Source organism: Methylotenera sp., assembly GCF_030684185.1.
Taxonomy (GTDB): Bacteria; Pseudomonadota; Gammaproteobacteria; order Burkholderiales; family Methylophilaceae; genus Methylotenera.
This window is the reverse complement of record NZ_JAUXOY010000016.1, coordinates 69,211-83,885: the sequence shown is the minus strand read 5'-3', so window position 1 is coordinate 83,885 and position 14,675 is coordinate 69,211. Positions and strand designations below refer to the sequence as shown.

Genomic DNA, 14,675 nt, shown 5'->3' with positions numbered 1-14,675 from the left:
GCTCCCTAAATTTATACGGCTTGTTTTGCTGTTTGACGTTCGTGATGACGGGCGATTTTTACAGGGCGCACTTCTGTCCAGTACATCCATATCAGCGACACCCAAATAATGCCGAACATCAACATAAAGGCAGAAGTTCGCACACCTGTTAAATCTAACAATGCACCAAACATAATTGGCAGAATGAAGCCACCTAAGCCGCCCGCCATGCCTACAACGCCAGAAATCACGCCGATGTTATGCGGATACTCGTCTGCGATATATTTAAAAACTGATGCCTTGCCGATGGCAAACGCAATGCCCATTGTGAACATAATGACGGTGAACATAGTGACATTAAGACCAAAGTGGAAGGTTTGTGGACCATTAATCGTAACAATCGACACCTGTGTTTGTGGATAAGAGAGGAAAAACAAGCAAATGAGCGACACCCAAAGCACCCACCAAGTGACGGTATGCGCACCAAATTTATCTGAAAAATGTCCACCCACTGCACGTAGCAACCCGCCTGGTATGCTAAATGCTGCCGCCATGAGTGCTGCTGTTTTGAGGTCAAAACCATATTCACCGATGTAGTATTTGGTCATCCACAGTGCCAAAGCCACATAGCCGCCAAACACAATGGAGTAATACTGGCTGTATTTCCATACTTTCGGGTCTTTAAGCACGGCAAGCTGCTCGCCTATGGTGATGGTTTTGCCCACTTTGTGTGCAGGGTCGGAAAAAGTGAAAACCCAAAATAAAATAGCCGTGACTAGCATCAACACCGCATATATCTGTGGCACCATCGCCCAGCCAAAGCCTACAACAATGAGCGGCGCAACCAGTTTGGTCACCGCTGCACCCGTATTGCCAGCGCCAAAAATTCCCATCGCCAAACCTTGTCGATTTTTCGGAAACCAGCGTGCGCAATAAGAAATGCCTACAGTGAACGAACCGCCCGCCACGCCCACAAACAAACCTGTTACCAGAAACTGCCAGTATTCAGTGCATCTGGAAATCAGGTAAATGGGAATCACGGTGGAAAGCATCAAAATAAAGAACACAATGCGCCCACCAAACTTATCAGTCCACATGCCGAGCGGAAGCCGAATAAGGGAACCTGTCAGTACGGGAGTTGCGATGAGGATGCCAAACTGGGTTTCATTAAGTCCCAGAGTTTCCTTGATTGGGATGCCGATAACCGCAAACATCATCCAAATCATAAAGCACACGGTAAATGCTAAGGTACTCGCAGTGACTACTGACCAAGCTTTGTATTGTTGCGTTGCCATCATCCTTCTCCCGCCAAGTATTGATGAGCTAAGTTTACGGATAGCAAAAATACAAGATTTGACTTACATCAATTTCATGCTTATCAAAAGGATAGGAAGGGTGAAGCAAAAGAACTAGTTACCATTGCTTAGTATCTAGTTCATTTGGTTAAGCGGGTGTTTAAATTAATAGCTTGAATCAACCAAGCCATGCTCAACCGCATAAACTGCGGCTTGTACACGACTGGATAAGTTGAGTTTACGGAGTATACCTTGTACGTGAATTTTGACGGTGGACTCTGCTAAGTCTAGCGTGCGGGCGACTTCCTTGTTACTAGCGCCACTGGCAAGCATGACAATAATTTCTCGTTCACGTGGCGTGAGTTTTCCTAAGCTAGATTCTGCTTTAGCTAAGCTATTTTGTGGGTTACGCATCGCATCAGCCAATTTTCCTGCCATATGTGTAGAAATAACAGATTCCCCAGCAGCCGCGCGGCGTATGGAATCCAGCAGAAAATCTGTCTCTATGTTTTTTAATAAATACCCACGAGCACCAGCGCGCAAGGCTTCTAGTAAATCATCAGCGTCTTCTGACACCGTTAGCATGATGACTTCAGTCTGGGGTACTTCTTCACGCAATAAGGGAACGGCCGCCAGTCCGCCAGTGCCTGGCATATGCAAATCCAGTAACACCACATCTGGCTTGAGTTGTTTGGCACGCTTTACGCCTTCTAGCCCGTCGCTTGCCTCACCTACTACCTCAAAACCAGCTTGCCGCTCTAACAATAGTTTGATGCCACTGCGAAACAGCGTATGGTCATCAACAATTAAAACGCGAATGGGCTTCATACTCTTTTATTTTCTTGTAAAGAATTTTTTAATGTAAGTCTTTGGGAAGTATAAGGGAAATATGTGTCCCCACGCTTGGCACAGAATCAAAAGATAACGCTGCGCCAATTCGGTGAGCGCGTTCACGCATAATGAGAAGCCCCACATGACTGTCGCCAGTATCTCGCGCCGCATCAAAGCCCACACCATTGTCGCGTATGTCAATCGTACATTGTTCAGCACAAACTATTTCCACCTCAACTTGGCTGGCTTTTGCATGTTTACGCACATTAGAAAGTGACTCTTGCACAATATGCATTACTTGCAATACTTGCTCGGGTTGTAATTTAGGCGCGCTACCATGTGTGATAAAAGTAGCTTTTATCCCTGTTTGTCCTTCAAACTTTTCCAGCGCACTTCGAATGGCTGTTTCCAAATCCGTACTGCCAATGCGTGTGCGAAAATGTACCAACAATTCCCGCACATCATCATAACTTTCCTGAACTCCCTCGCGGATTTGCGCTAAACCCTTCATGGCTTCAGCAATATGGTTTTTTTGCAAATCTTCTTGTAACAATTGCACCTGAATATTAAGGAACGCCAGTGATTGCGCGATGCTGTCATGTAGCTCCTGCGCCAATAAATTACGCTCTTCAGAAACAGCCATTTCTTTATCTAGCGCAGCTAATTCTTTATTTTTAGCTTCAATGCTACGCGTTTTTTCCTCTACGCGCTGCTCTAACGTGGCGTAAATATCCTGCAATTGATCCGCCATACGATTAAAACCACTTGCCAATTCGCCAAGCTCATCATGGCTGGTAACAGGCAAACGCACATCAAAATCTGCCTGTGCCATGCGTTGAATTCCCTCACGCAACTGCGTCACTGGGCGTACCACCATGTGCGAAAACAAATAAACCAGCAACACGGTACCTACAAGGGCTAAGCTGACCAAAGCAATCTGTAGAAAACGCAGCAAAGAGGTCGCATGCTCATTACTGCGTTCCACCATGGACACCAAATCGTTAATGCCGCTAACAAACTGCTCAAGCATCGGTCGATACTGTATCAACTGCGCTTCTTGTTCGGCGATACTAGCCGTATTAAGAATCTGCATAATGTACGGGTGAATACTGGTCTGCCATGCCTGACGCAGCTGCGTCATATGCGTTTTAACATCAATATCTTTTGGTAGGGAAAGCGGCCGCTGGGGGTTGCCTAACTCCAACTCACTCAAAGTTCTCTCAAATAAAACAACTTCATGGTCAATGTCATCACGTAGCTGCTTTGTCGGTTGCTTAACCTGTTGTTCTAGTAAATAGGCAATACGATATGAACGCATACGCTCGCGCCCAGCATCATTTATTGCCGCAGCACCACCTTCTAGCCGCCATGAGACTAGCAATGTTGAACCAATTGCCACTAATGCGACAAGAAAATAAAACACCAATAGGCCGATTATTTTGTCACGGATTTTTAGCCTAATCATAAGTAGCAAGATTCTCTTTGGTAGACTTAGCCTTCAACTTTAGCATGTCTCTAGGTTCAAATTTTAGATTTAATAATGAAAAATTAGAATTAATTGATTCAATCGCAACGGATGCTGGTCAGTCTTACTTAAAGTTCAAGTTAGTCGTGCTATCGATGTATGAACCTCTGCAATTGTAGTCGCACTGAAAAAGGCGGGTATCTTGATACTTGTTGGCTTAGGTGCATTTGAAGTTACAAGAAGAGTGTCTCGCAGTCGTTGCAACCGCAGTACAGGCACTGAAATATAAAATTCTGGGCGAAATTCTCAAGTATTGCTGTGGGCATTCACAAAAACAGACCGTTGATTAGTCGGTCCTGAACAACGCAGTTCTAGTGATTTCTAACTATTTGAACTGAGCGATATTTTAATACTGCTGCATCGTAGCAACTAACAATTGCAGTTGGCTTGGGTCGACTAATTAAGATGAATGGATTCAATTCTATGACTAAGAGTTTTAGCATGGTTCCAGAAAAATAGGGACCAACACTTTGCTCTTATTTCTGAGTAATGGCGTTGCCAGTCTACATAAACTGAAAATTATCAATCCTGATATATGACCAAGTTAGCCACGTAATGCGTACACCATGAAACGTACACCATGAAAACTAAAGATTCGGAAAATCTTCAAGTTTTTTATTCTCAACTGGCAATTCATAAGGGTCTGCAACGTATGCAGGCCCTTTCATAATGATGACTACAATGCAGCCAATGGCGGCAGCCCCTACTAAAAACCAGATGCTGAACAGAGCGCCTAGGCATTGGTAAATTATTTTTAACTGATCTGCATTTAATGTGTCATTAGTTAAATACAGTTTTAGCATAATGGCGCATGGTATTACGCCGCTAATAACAAATATATGAGGTATCTTTTTAAGCAAAACCCATTCAAAGCCAGAGGGTGACCTAGTAAACCCAGATAACTTGTTAAAATAGTTCATGGCTATTTGGCTCACATATTCAAAATAGGTTCATTGCTACAGGTGAATATATGTCAGTACAAACCTTCCCAAAATTTCCACCATACGCGTTCATCGGTGGGTGCGCCTTTGCCTAGCATGGCACTGTTTGGGTAGTTCTTTTCAAGAATACGCAAGGTGTCGTTTTTAAGGTCATCCAAGCTCAATAAATCATAAGCGCTAATCATGATGACCAGCGCTTCTTCAACGCCTGGTGTTTGAGGAAAGTATTCCAATACATATTTACAGCGGTTAATGGCGGCTAGGTAGGCTTGGCGTTTCATGTAGTAGCGTGCAACGTCCAGTTCGTGTTCAGATAAGCTGTTCGCTAGATATATCATGCGCTGAGTGGCGTCTTTTGTATAGCGGCTGTTTGGGTAACGCGTAACCAGTTCTTTGAATGTCACAAAAGAATCACGTAACGAGCGAGGATCACGATCACTAATTTGTTGTTTCGTAAGTTTTTCAAGTATCCCACGCTCGTTAAATACAGCTAAACCTTTTAAATAATAAGCGTAATCAACATTAGGGTGGTTAGGATGCAGTTTAATAAAACGATCTGCTGCGGCTACGGCTAACACTGGGTCTTGTTTTTTATAGTGTGCATAGGCAGTTTCAAGCTGGGCCTGTGTCGCGTATCGGCCATTTGGATAGCGTGACTCCAGCTTGCCAAAGTAGACTATGGCTTTATCATAGTCTTTATTCCGCATTTTTTCTTCACCCATTTGGTAGATGCGTTCAGCCGTCAACCCTTTGGTGTCGTCAAGCTCAGTAGGGGCACCGAATATTGCGCAACCATTGATTAACAAGGCAAACATTAAAATTAAGATATACTTCATGCCAAAACCTACTTTAAGAAATTAGTAATAATTATAACCGATGACAGACACTACCCAACAACCTCTTAGTAATACTCTTACGCTCACTATCCCACATGATTTAGGCGGATTGCGTCTTGATGTTGCTTTGCAACGCATGTTGCCAGACCACTCACGCTCACGTTTACAAGCCTGGATTAAAAGTGGTCTGGTGACAGTAGACATGCAACTAAGCACCTCTAAAACCAAAGTATGGGGAGGCGAGCAAGTCATTGTACAGGTGCAAGCCAAACCTGAAAACTATACATTTACCGCAGAAGATATTCCGCTTGATATTGTATTTGAAGATGAGCATATTTTGGTTGTCAATAAGCCAGCGGGCATGGTGGTTCACCCTGCGGCAGGCAATTGGAGCGGTACGCTGTTAAATGCCTTGCTGTTTCATGCACCAGAATTAACAGATGTGCCGCGCGCAGGTATTGTGCATAGGTTGGATAAAGACACCAGCGGCTTACTGGTGGTTGCAAAAACTTTAGCAGCACAAACTAACTTAGTGCGTCAGTTACAGGCACGAACCGTTAAGCGAGAGTATCGAGCTATTGTGTGGGGGCAGTTGTGGCGTAACGGCGTAGTAGACCAGCCGATTGGGCGTGACCCGCGTTCACGTACCAAAATGGCGATTAACCGTATGGGTAAACCAGCAATTACGCGTTACGAGATATTGGAGCGTTTTTCAGTACAGACTTATTTGCGCTGTAACTTAGAAACTGGCCGCACACATCAGATTCGTGTACACATGCAGTTTTTAAAAGCACCTATCGTGGGGGACCCTATTTATGGTTTCCGAGGCATTATTCCTATTCGCGTGATGACGCAAACTTTGCGCGACGAAGTGAGTCGATTTAACAGGCAGGCGTTGCATGCGATTAAACTTGGTTTAATGCACCCTGCGACCAATGAGTTTGTAGAATGGCAGATTGAACTGGCAGACGACATGAAAGCCTTGCTGGAGGCCATGCGTCATGAAGATCCGCGCAAAGACGATGAGGAAGAATTTGAATTCAGCATGGAACCGTACTTATCTGATGAAGATTATGAGGACGATGAAGACTTTAGTGAAGACGATGATGATTTAGAGTTGGAAGACGAAGAGTAAATCGTGCAAGAGTTGAATTTCATTATTCCTGATTGGCCAGCCCCGGCAAATGTAAAAGCGCTGCAAACTACGCGTACTGGCGGCGTTAGCCATGCGCCGTATGCAAGCTTTAACTTGGGTGCGCATGTGAATGATGACTCTATTGCTGTTGCTAAAAATCGTCAATTGCTCAGCCCTTATTTGCCAAGCGAGCCTGTGTGGGTGAATCAGGTGCATGGTATTGAAGTGATTGATGCAGCTAAAAGTACTTGTTTGCAAAATGCTGATGCCTCGTTTACCACTAAACCAAATGTGGTTTGTGTGACCATGACGGCCGATTGTTTGCCAGTGCTGCTTTGCGACAAGGCCGGTACTGTGATTGCAGCCGTGCACGCTGGTTGGCGCGGCCTGTGTGATGGCGCCATTGAAGCAGCGGTGAATAAATTACCTGTAGAAAAAAGCGAGATTTTAGCGTGGCTTGGCCCAGCAATCGGCCCAAGTGCCTTTGAGGTTGGAGATGATGTGCGTGAGCAATTTATACAACACGACAATCAAGCTGCATCGGCGTTTAAAAAACTTGGGGATAAATGGCTGTGCAATATGTATTTGATTGCACAGCAACGTTTGAGTAAAGTTGGCGTTACGCAAATTTACGGTGGTAGCAGCAATGAAGATTTTTGCACTTATACAGATGAAGCGCGCTTTTTCTCATTTAGACGCGATAACGTCACGGGGCGTATGGCTAGCTTAATTTGGCTAGCGGAATAATCACAAAAATTATTTATAAATCACACTGCGCATACTTAAGCTTCCTAAATCAAAACTATCGGTTAAGAACTGCATATGGTCATCTTGATGGCGCACTGCTGCAATATATAACAGAGGTAAGTAATGTTCGTCTGTTGGTACGGCTAATTTGGCTGAATCGCCAGCATGAGTAATGTCTAATAAGGCTGCTTCATCGCTAATCTCAAGAGCATTTTTGATATAGGTATCAAAATTTGTTGCCCAGTCAGGGGTTGTGCCTTGCATATTCAATCTGGCTAAATTATGCACGATATTGCCGCTGCCAATGATCATTACGCTGCGCTCACGCAGGCTAGCCAGTTGCTTGGCAAGTGCAAAGTGCTCAGCAAAAGCTAAATTTACATTTAAACTTAGCTGAAAAGCAGGCGCATCTGCTTCAGGAAACAGCGATTGTAATATCGACCAAGCACCATGATCTAAACCCCAATCTTGTGAAGTTGTGATGGTATTAGCAGGAAATAAGTCACGGACCATTTTTGCGTATTCAGGTGCGCCAGGCGCAGGGTATTGCTGAGCGAATAACTCAGCAGGGAAGCCACCAAAATCATGAATGGTTTTAGGTTTTTCGACTACGCATACTTGTGTACCATGTGTTTGCCAGTGTGCGGAAATACAAAGAATCGCATTTGGTTTCGGCAAGGTTTTTCCTAACGCTAGCCATGCCTCACGGTAAGGGTTTTCTGTAATGGCGTTCATCGGATTGCCATGACCAATGAACATGGCTGGCATACGTGTAGTGTTTTCTTTGTTTTTCATGATCATGTTGATTTATTCATTCATAAACTAAATATTGGGTTGATAGCTGCCTTTAACAAGCAATAAATTACGGCTATGGCTTTGGTCGTTTATAATACACACTTCAAAAGTTAGTTTAGGCGAGTTGTTTTAGACTATCTTTAATTTATATTGAACCCAGAATTTTATGTTAAACCTTGCAATCACTTCGGCACCATTATCTGTACTCTCATGGATTATTCTAGTCAGCCTGTTGGGCGGAGTGATGAGCGTTACTTTGGCTGCCTTGTTTGCCCTTAATGTCCGCACAGCATGGATACCTATGCTAGTGAGCTACGCCATCGGCGCCATGTTAGGCGCTGTATTCTTAGAGATTTTACCGCATGCGTTTAGCATTGCGGGTAGTGTAGAAACAGTTTCCGCTACCTTATTGCTAGGATTATTGTTATTTTTTGTTTTGGAAAAATTAGTGATTTGGCGGCATTGTCATGGTGATCATTGTGAAGTGCATGCAATCCATTCTGAAGAGAATTGTCCGGTCACTCACCCGGAAAAAGCCGTTGATGATAGCGGCAGAAAATATAAAGCGGTAGCCGCCCAGCAACCTTCTGTGCTACTAAGTAGCGGCCACACCCATTCACATGCGCATGATGGCGGGCGTAGCGGTTTGATGATTATGATAGGTGATACTTTTCATAATTTTATTGACGGTATTTTAATAGCCGCAGCTTTTACGGTAGATATTAAATTAGGTGTCGTGACAGCATTGGCGATTATCGCGCACGAGATTCCGCAAGAAGTAGGGGATTTTTTAATCTTACTGCATTCAGGCTACAGCAAAAAACAAGCGTTAATATTTAATCTGGTTTCTAGCGTAGCCACTTTGGTGGGTGGATTAATCGCCTATTTCGCGCTGCAGTACGTACAAAGCTGGATACCGATTATTTTAGCTTTGGCAGCTTCCAGCTTGCTGTATGTAGCCGTGGCAGATTTAATTCCAGGTCTGCATAAACGTACGGAATTAAGAGCAACCATCGCTCAAGTGTTACTCATCTCGATTGGTGTTGGAACCATCTGGATCGCGCACCTTGTTTTGGAATGATTGGTTCTTGAGTAAGGGCTTTTTGTCTTTAATAAATAGACGATGCTTTACGCCAAGTATCAAAAGTAATAAAGCGCACGGTAATCGTCCGTAAAATATAAATGTCAGCAAGTATGAAGTGATGGTTTTTCTTTTACTGCCTGAGAACGGTGACAGAGAGCCAAGCAATTGCAGTAATGTACATAAGTTATAAATTTAATTTAAAGGTTGGTGAGTAACAATGAGTTTATCAAATCCAAAAGTTGGCTTCGTCTCGCTCGGATGCCCTAAGGCAGGCTCTGATGCAGAACGTATCCTCACCCAATTGAGAGCTGAAGGCTACGAGATTTCAGGCAGTTATGAAGATTCTGATTTAGTGGTAGTGAATACCTGCGGCTTTATTGATAGTGCGGTTGAAGAGTCGCTTGATGCGATTGGTGAGGCTATTAAAAAAAATGGCAAGGTGATTGTCACAGGCTGTTTAGGAGCGAAAAAAGGCGTGGTTGAAGCGGCGCATCCTAGTGTTCTGGCCGTGACAGGACCGCATGCACTAGAGGAAGTGATGTCCGCCGTGCATGCTAACTTGCCAAAATTGCACGAACCTTTTATTGATTTAGTTCCGCCGCAAGGCATACGTTTAACGCCTAGCCACTATGCATATTTAAAGATTTCTGAAGGCTGTAATCATCGCTGTAGTTTCTGCATTATTCCAAGCATGCGTGGCGATTTAGTAAGTCGTCCGATTGGTGAGGTGTTGAATGAGGCTGAAAACTTAGTGAAGGCAGGTGTAAGTGAGATTTTAGTGATCTCACAGGACACGTCTGCGTATGGTGTAGATGTGAAATATCGTCCAGGTTTTTGGAATGGCCGCCCTGTTAAAACGCGCATGACCGAGCTTTGCCAAAGTTTGAGTGAGTTGGGTGTATGGACGCGTTTGCACTATGTTTATCCCTATCCGCATGTAGATGAAGTGATTCCTCTAATGGCAGATGGCTTGATATTACCTTACCTGGATGTACCTTTTCAGCATGCCAGCCCACGCATTCTCAAGGCTATGAAGCGCCCGGCGCATGCAGAGAACAATCTAGCGCGAATCAAAGCATGGCGTGAAATTTGCCCGGATATTACCGTAAGAAGTACATTTATTGCGGGTTTCCCAGGTGAAACCGAAGACGACTTCCAAATATTGCTCGACTTCTTGGAAGAAGCGCAATTGGATAGAGTTGGTTGCTTTGCTTATTCTGCGGTGGACGGCGCAAAAGCCAATGAGTTGCCTAATCCAGTGCCAGAAGAAGTTAAACAAGAGCGTTTAAGCCGATTTATGGCGGTACAAGAGCGTATTAGTGCCGCTAAGTTACACAGCAAAATCGGTAGCATTCAGACAGTGTTAGTCGATGAAATTGTCTCTGATTCTGAAGGTAACATTGAAGCAATAGGCCGTACTAAAGCCGATGCGCCTGAAATTGACGGTGTAGTGTATATGGAAGATGCGGATGGTTTAACGCCGGGTGATTTTGTTGAGGTTGAGATTTATAGTGCGGATGGGCATGATTTACGGGGCGGGCCACCGAGAAGTTGAGCATGAAAAAGATAATATTTTTATTTGCAATGCTTGCGATATATCAAAACTGGTACAGAATCGAACCATTGTTTAATGATGAACAAACAATTTCAGCCACTCAATCATACACAAAGAATCCAGTGATTCTTTACACCACTTCGTGGTGCGGATATTGTAAAAAAACAAGAGAGCTGTTAGCAGAACAAAATATAGCCTTTACTGAGTACGATATAGAAAAGTCCGAAGAGGGTCGCAGGCAACATGCTGCATTGGGTGGAAAAGGTGTCCCTGTAATAAAAGTCGGGGATGCCGTTATTTTTGGCTATGATAAAGATGGTTTACTAGCGGCAATCTATGAAAATAGAATTAATTAGCGAATAGGCCGTGCAAAAATTATTTAACTTACACACCATTAAGCGATGAGTTGCTTTGTGTTTAACTGATCATAGCTATTTTGTGCAGTTAAGACCTCTTCAATATTGGTTTCAGACCAGGTTTTAATGGCGTAAAGTAAATCTTTAAGCGTGTGCCCAAGCGGGGTGAGCGCATATTCTACTTTTGGAGGTACGGTAGCATATACTTTTCTGCTGACTAAGCCGTCACGCTCTAAGCCGCGTAAAGTTTGAGTGAGCATTTTTTGCGATATTCCACCTATTTCACGTTGCAGATTGCTAAAGCGTTTGGTTTCGCTTTCTAGTAATATCATGACAAGTACAGTCCATTTATCTGCAATTCTATTGAGTATCAAACGCGTTGGGCAGTCTGCATTAAATGCGCATGCCTGCGGTTGGGTAGATTGGTTTTCTGTAGTGTCCATACTGTATCCTTATTTTATACAGGTATCTAAAAAGTGCCTATATAATGTTTTGGTGCCTACTTACTTAAAGTAACTAATGGGATTATACTCTGCTCCATCTTTTAAACAATCTATAAAAAGGAATATCACATGGCAGCTATTGTAGTGATTTACCACAGTGGTTATGGACATACGAAAAAACAGGCCGAAGCAGTTGCCGAAGGTGCAAAGGCAGATTTAGTCGCCATTGATGCGAATGGTGATATTACAGAAGCAGACTGGGCAAAATTAGATGCTGCTAAAGCCATTATCATGGGCTCGCCAACTTATATGGGCTCTGTCAGTTGGCAGTTTAAAAAGTTTGCGGATGCCAGTTCTAAAGCTTGGTTCGTGCAAAAATGGAAAAACAAAATATTTGCAGGTTTCACCAATTCTGCCACGATGAATGGCGATAAATTTTCGACGATTCAGTATTTAATTACGCTTGCTATGCAGCACTCAGGTGTTTGGGTGGGTACTGGCTTAATGCCAGCAAATGCAAAAGCAGCCAAGCATGGTGACGTGAATTATGTAGGAGGTTTTTCTGGTGCGTTAATGACTTCACCTAGTGACTCTTCGCCAGATGAGGTAAATAAAGGTGATTTGGAAACTGCGAAACTATTAGGTGTACGTGTTGCTGAATTTGCAGCTAAAGCATAAGTTAAGCGAATAAGTCTTGGTGTATGGGGGCGGGGCGCTGACTGTCAGCGCGCTCTTCTAGAAAATCCACGGTGAGTGGGCAGCGGGTTGGTTTTTTTGCAGCTTTGCGACGCTTAGGAGTTGTTGCTTCTAGGTCAATGAATGGCGTTTGACTGACGCGTATATAGCCTGAACTTGCAAGTTTTTGTGCGGTGGTTTCAAACAGGCTGAGTGGGTTATCGATATTTTGCAATGTAACCACGGCTTTACTAATCTTTAGTACGTTGTACATTACAAATTTAGCTGTAGTTTGTTTGCCGTAAATCTCGCCTATATGAATTTCCACAATGTCCCCCTAAGCTTAGTGCATCATTATATTATCGCCGCAATCAGCGATTAACAAGTTTTTGCTTATGAATTATTGCTTTCTACGTAGATTAATATGTGATTTGATGAGATCTTTTGCTTGATAACGAAACCTGATGCCATCCGAGTCTTTAACCCACATGTGGAGTAGTCCGCTAAAGAACAAATGAGTATCGAGTGCTAATTCAAGGGGGGTATGTGAACCAGCTAAAAGATTTTGTGTTTGTGCGCGCTCGTAGGCAAGCTTAATTTTTCCTGTGATGCTTGAGCAGTTATCCAGAATTTGTTGAAGTACTGCTGAAAACTCATCTACATATTCGCATTTAATCATCATGATTTCATACGTTTGACGCATTTCGATGTTCTCATTGAGGTCATCAATAGTTTGACAAAGGCTATATTCAATTTGGGTGAGCGGGTCTTCATTACCTTCTAAGGTGAGGCTGTCGTCCATGCGGTCGATGAGAGGCAATAATACTTGTTCACGTATTGCATGGAAAATCTCGGTTTTATTTTTAAAATGCCAATATACCGCACCGCGCGTCACTTCAGCCTGTGTTGCAATATGCTCTAAGGTGGAGCGACTCACTCCACGTGTTAAAAATACCTCGCGTGCCGCATTAATAATGCGTTTTCGCGTCAGCTCAGCATCTTCTTTAGTTTTTCTTACCATTTATATTGCTCTTTTCATTCAAATAGTTCGCTTGTTTTTAATTGGCAAACTATAAAATAAATTTTTTAGAAAAATGTAAAAACTTATATACATACATTCTTGTTTGTATATAATATACATACAAATGTGAATGTAAGCAAGCGTGCATTCCTTAGATATTTAAATTAACTATATTAATTATCAGCATAATAAGCAAAAAGCTAATTAATACGTGGAGCTATTAATGTTATTCGACAACGCACAACAACGCCCTTCAAAAAACCTCATAAATACTCTATTTTTAGCATGGTCAGTAAAGTCCACTGCCGTAGCCCTGATGGTCGGTTTGGCTTTAACTGGTTGTGGTAAAACGGATGATCCGTCAGCGAAAGCGGGAGGCTCTATGCCTGCCATGCCAGTTGGTGTGATAGAGCTGAAGGCAACCAGCGTACCTATTAGTGCGGAAGTTGTCGCGCAAACTGAGGGTGCTAAAGAAGTAGAGATTCGTCCGCGTGTGGGTGGCATTTTACTGAAAAAACTATTTGAAGAGGGATCGACTGTTAAGGCTGGCCAGGCGATGTTTTTAATTGATCCTGTGCCATACCAGATTGCGCTTTCAAATGCCAAGGCACAATTGGCGCAGCAAGAGGCACGCGTAGTACAGACTCAGCGCGAAGCGACACGTTTAGATAGTTTGCTAGCATCACAATCGATTAGTAAGCGCGAGGCTGATAATGCATCATCAGACCATAGTATGGCTCGTGCAGGGCTTGCACAATATGATGCTGGCGTGCGTGAAGCGCAACTGAATTTATCATATACAACTGTGACATCGCCATTGTCAGGCATTGCAGGCCGCTTTGAGTTTTCTGAAGGGGCACTGGTTAATGCGAATACAAGCTTACTCACAAAAGTAAGCCAAATTAGCCCGATATGGGTGCGTTTCAGTTTGTCTGACAGTGAGCTTGCGGCACTTGGCGGCCATGTATCCCCTGCAAATGTTAAAGATGTGACTTTGGTATTGGCTGACGGAACGACGTATGATAAAAAAGGACAATTAAATTTTGCGGCAAGTGGAATAGACCCGCAGCTTGGTACGCAGCAACTACGCGCAACATTCGAAAATGAAGATAAACGCTTACTGCCTGGGCAGTTCGTGCGCATTCGTGTGGCCACAGGCACACGTGAAGGGGTGTTTTTATTGCCGCAAACCGCAATATTAACGAATGATCAAGGTAAATTTGTTTTTGTGGCAGAAAAAGATAAAGAAGGTCAAACTGTAGCAGCCATGCGCCCAATTGTAGAGGGTGGCTGGCAAGGCAAGGATTGGGTCGTATTGAGTGGCTTAAAGGCTGGCGAGCTGGTGATTGCTGATAACTTGATTAAAGTTCGCCCAGGTGCCGCTGTTAAACCACATCCATTGGGTTCGGCGCCAGCAGCTATGCCAACTGCAAATAACCCCGCTAAAAAAGGATAAA

General features: G+C 43.6%; 16 protein-coding genes. 7 read left to right on the top strand and 9 right to left on the bottom strand.

Going from position 1 to position 14,675, the window contains the following annotated elements; translation table 11 throughout:
* Window positions 1–11 precede the first annotated feature (11 nt).
* From Q8J82_RS07225 to Q8J82_RS07205, 5 genes are all read right to left on the bottom strand, one after another.
* Window positions 12–1,274 carry a nitrate/nitrite transporter gene (locus Q8J82_RS07225; RefSeq protein WP_305326502.1) on the bottom strand — a complete coding sequence of 421 codons (1,263 nt, stop codon included), beginning with the start codon at window positions 1,272–1,274 and terminating at the stop codon, window positions 12–14.
* A 165-nt stretch (window positions 1,275–1,439) separates the two neighbouring features.
* Window positions 1,440–2,102, bottom strand: a complete 663-nt coding sequence (locus Q8J82_RS07220) for a response regulator transcription factor (RefSeq protein ID WP_304892099.1) — start codon at window positions 2,100–2,102, stop codon at window positions 1,440–1,442.
* Between the two features lie 28 nt (window positions 2,103–2,130).
* Entirely contained in the window at window positions 2,131–3,570 is a 1,440-nt protein-coding gene (locus tag Q8J82_RS07215; protein WP_305328065.1) for a type IV pili methyl-accepting chemotaxis transducer N-terminal domain-containing protein, read from the bottom strand.
* A gap of 647 nt (window positions 3,571–4,217) precedes the next feature.
* The gene (locus tag Q8J82_RS07210) at window positions 4,218–4,550 is read right to left on the bottom strand and encodes a hypothetical protein (RefSeq protein WP_304892101.1); all 333 of its coding nucleotides are present in this window, start codon (window positions 4,548–4,550) and stop codon (window positions 4,218–4,220) included.
* Between the two features lie 53 nt (window positions 4,551–4,603).
* The gene (locus Q8J82_RS07205; protein ID WP_304892102.1) at window positions 4,604–5,407 is read right to left on the bottom strand and encodes an outer membrane protein assembly factor BamD; all 804 of its coding nucleotides are present in this window, start codon (window positions 5,405–5,407) and stop codon (window positions 4,604–4,606) included.
* A gap of 40 nt (window positions 5,408–5,447) precedes the next feature.
* On the opposite strand from Q8J82_RS07205, the gene rluD reads away from it, so the two are divergent.
* Window positions 5,448–6,542 (top strand): 23S rRNA pseudouridine(1911/1915/1917) synthase RluD, encoded by a 1,095-nt coding sequence (rluD, locus tag Q8J82_RS07200; protein ID WP_304908181.1) that lies wholly within the window; start codon window positions 5,448–5,450, stop codon window positions 6,540–6,542.
* Between the two features lie 3 nt (window positions 6,543–6,545).
* Complete coding sequence (gene pgeF, locus Q8J82_RS07195; protein ID WP_305328028.1) at window positions 6,546–7,289, top strand: peptidoglycan editing factor PgeF; 744 nt, start codon at window positions 6,546–6,548, stop codon at window positions 7,287–7,289.
* A 9-nt stretch (window positions 7,290–7,298) separates the two neighbouring features.
* Here pgeF and ygiD read toward each other — a convergent pair whose 3' ends face one another.
* A complete protein-coding gene (ygiD, locus tag Q8J82_RS07190) occupies window positions 7,299–8,084 on the bottom strand; it encodes a 4,5-DOPA dioxygenase extradiol (RefSeq protein ID WP_305328027.1) in 786 nt (261 codons plus the stop codon).
* Between the two features lie 166 nt (window positions 8,085–8,250).
* On the opposite strand from ygiD, the gene Q8J82_RS07185 reads away from it, so the two are divergent.
* From Q8J82_RS07185 to Q8J82_RS07175, 3 genes are all read left to right on the top strand, one after another.
* Entirely contained in the window at window positions 8,251–9,165 is a 915-nt protein-coding gene (locus Q8J82_RS07185; protein WP_305328026.1) for a ZIP family metal transporter, read from the top strand.
* Window positions 9,166–9,385: 220 nt separating this feature from the next.
* The gene (gene rimO, locus Q8J82_RS07180) at window positions 9,386–10,723 is read left to right on the top strand and encodes a 30S ribosomal protein S12 methylthiotransferase RimO (RefSeq protein ID WP_304892107.1); all 1,338 of its coding nucleotides are present in this window, start codon (window positions 9,386–9,388) and stop codon (window positions 10,721–10,723) included.
* A 2-nt stretch (window positions 10,724–10,725) separates the two neighbouring features.
* Window positions 10,726–11,079 (top strand): glutaredoxin family protein, encoded by a 354-nt coding sequence (locus tag Q8J82_RS07175; protein ID WP_304892108.1) that lies wholly within the window; start codon window positions 10,726–10,728, stop codon window positions 11,077–11,079.
* 38 nt (window positions 11,080–11,117) lie between these two features.
* Here Q8J82_RS07175 and Q8J82_RS07170 read toward each other — a convergent pair whose 3' ends face one another.
* The gene (locus Q8J82_RS07170) at window positions 11,118–11,522 is read right to left on the bottom strand and encodes a helix-turn-helix domain-containing protein (protein WP_304892109.1); all 405 of its coding nucleotides are present in this window, start codon (window positions 11,520–11,522) and stop codon (window positions 11,118–11,120) included.
* Between the two features lie 129 nt (window positions 11,523–11,651).
* On the opposite strand from Q8J82_RS07170, the gene Q8J82_RS07165 reads away from it, so the two are divergent.
* Window positions 11,652–12,200 (top strand): flavodoxin family protein, encoded by a 549-nt coding sequence (locus Q8J82_RS07165; protein WP_304892110.1) that lies wholly within the window; start codon window positions 11,652–11,654, stop codon window positions 12,198–12,200.
* A gap of 1 nt (window position 12,201) precedes the next feature.
* On the opposite strand, the gene Q8J82_RS07160 is transcribed toward Q8J82_RS07165, so the two are convergent.
* Window positions 12,202–12,525 carry a hypothetical protein gene (locus Q8J82_RS07160; protein WP_304908184.1) on the bottom strand — a complete coding sequence of 108 codons (324 nt, stop codon included), beginning with the start codon at window positions 12,523–12,525 and terminating at the stop codon, window positions 12,202–12,204.
* A gap of 72 nt (window positions 12,526–12,597) precedes the next feature.
* Window positions 12,598–13,218 carry a TetR family transcriptional regulator gene (locus Q8J82_RS07155; protein WP_304892112.1) on the bottom strand — a complete coding sequence of 207 codons (621 nt, stop codon included), beginning with the start codon at window positions 13,216–13,218 and terminating at the stop codon, window positions 12,598–12,600.
* 223 nt (window positions 13,219–13,441) lie between these two features.
* Between Q8J82_RS07155 and Q8J82_RS07150 the strand changes: the two genes are divergently transcribed.
* Window positions 13,442–14,674 carry an efflux RND transporter periplasmic adaptor subunit gene (locus Q8J82_RS07150; RefSeq protein WP_304908185.1) on the top strand — a complete coding sequence of 411 codons (1,233 nt, stop codon included), beginning with the start codon at window positions 13,442–13,444 and terminating at the stop codon, window positions 14,672–14,674.
* Window position 14,675: the final 1 nt, after the last annotated feature.

Coding starts and splice junctions, on each gene's coding strand:
- rluD (WP_304908181.1), top strand. CDS start 5,448: ATGACAGACACTACCCAACAACCTCTTAGTAATACTCTTACGCTCACT.
- Q8J82_RS07175 (WP_304892108.1), top strand. CDS start 10,726: ATGAAAAAGATAATATTTTTATTTGCAATGCTTGCGATATATCAAAAC.
- Q8J82_RS07225 (WP_305326502.1), bottom strand. CDS start 1,274: ATGGCAACGCAACAATACAAAGCTTGGTCAGTAGTCACTGCGAGTACC.
- Q8J82_RS07215 (WP_305328065.1), bottom strand. CDS start 3,570: ATGATTAGGCTAAAAATCCGTGACAAAATAATCGGCCTATTGGTGTTT.
- Q8J82_RS07155 (WP_304892112.1), bottom strand. CDS start 13,218: ATGGTAAGAAAAACTAAAGAAGATGCTGAGCTGACGCGAAAACGCATT.
- Q8J82_RS07220 (WP_304892099.1), bottom strand. CDS start 2,102: ATGAAGCCCATTCGCGTTTTAATTGTTGATGACCATACGCTGTTTCGC.
- Q8J82_RS07185 (WP_305328026.1), top strand. CDS start 8,251: ATGTTAAACCTTGCAATCACTTCGGCACCATTATCTGTACTCTCATGG.
- ygiD (WP_305328027.1), bottom strand. CDS start 8,084: ATGAAAAACAAAGAAAACACTACACGTATGCCAGCCATGTTCATTGGT.
- Q8J82_RS07165 (WP_304892110.1), top strand. CDS start 11,652: ATGGCAGCTATTGTAGTGATTTACCACAGTGGTTATGGACATACGAAA.
- Q8J82_RS07150 (WP_304908185.1), top strand. CDS start 13,442: ATGTTATTCGACAACGCACAACAACGCCCTTCAAAAAACCTCATAAAT.
- Q8J82_RS07205 (WP_304892102.1), bottom strand. CDS start 5,407: ATGAAGTATATCTTAATTTTAATGTTTGCCTTGTTAATCAATGGTTGC.
- Q8J82_RS07170 (WP_304892109.1), bottom strand. CDS start 11,522: ATGGACACTACAGAAAACCAATCTACCCAACCGCAGGCATGCGCATTT.
- Q8J82_RS07210 (WP_304892101.1), bottom strand. CDS start 4,550: ATGAACTATTTTAACAAGTTATCTGGGTTTACTAGGTCACCCTCTGGC.
- rimO (WP_304892107.1), top strand. CDS start 9,386: ATGAGTTTATCAAATCCAAAAGTTGGCTTCGTCTCGCTCGGATGCCCT.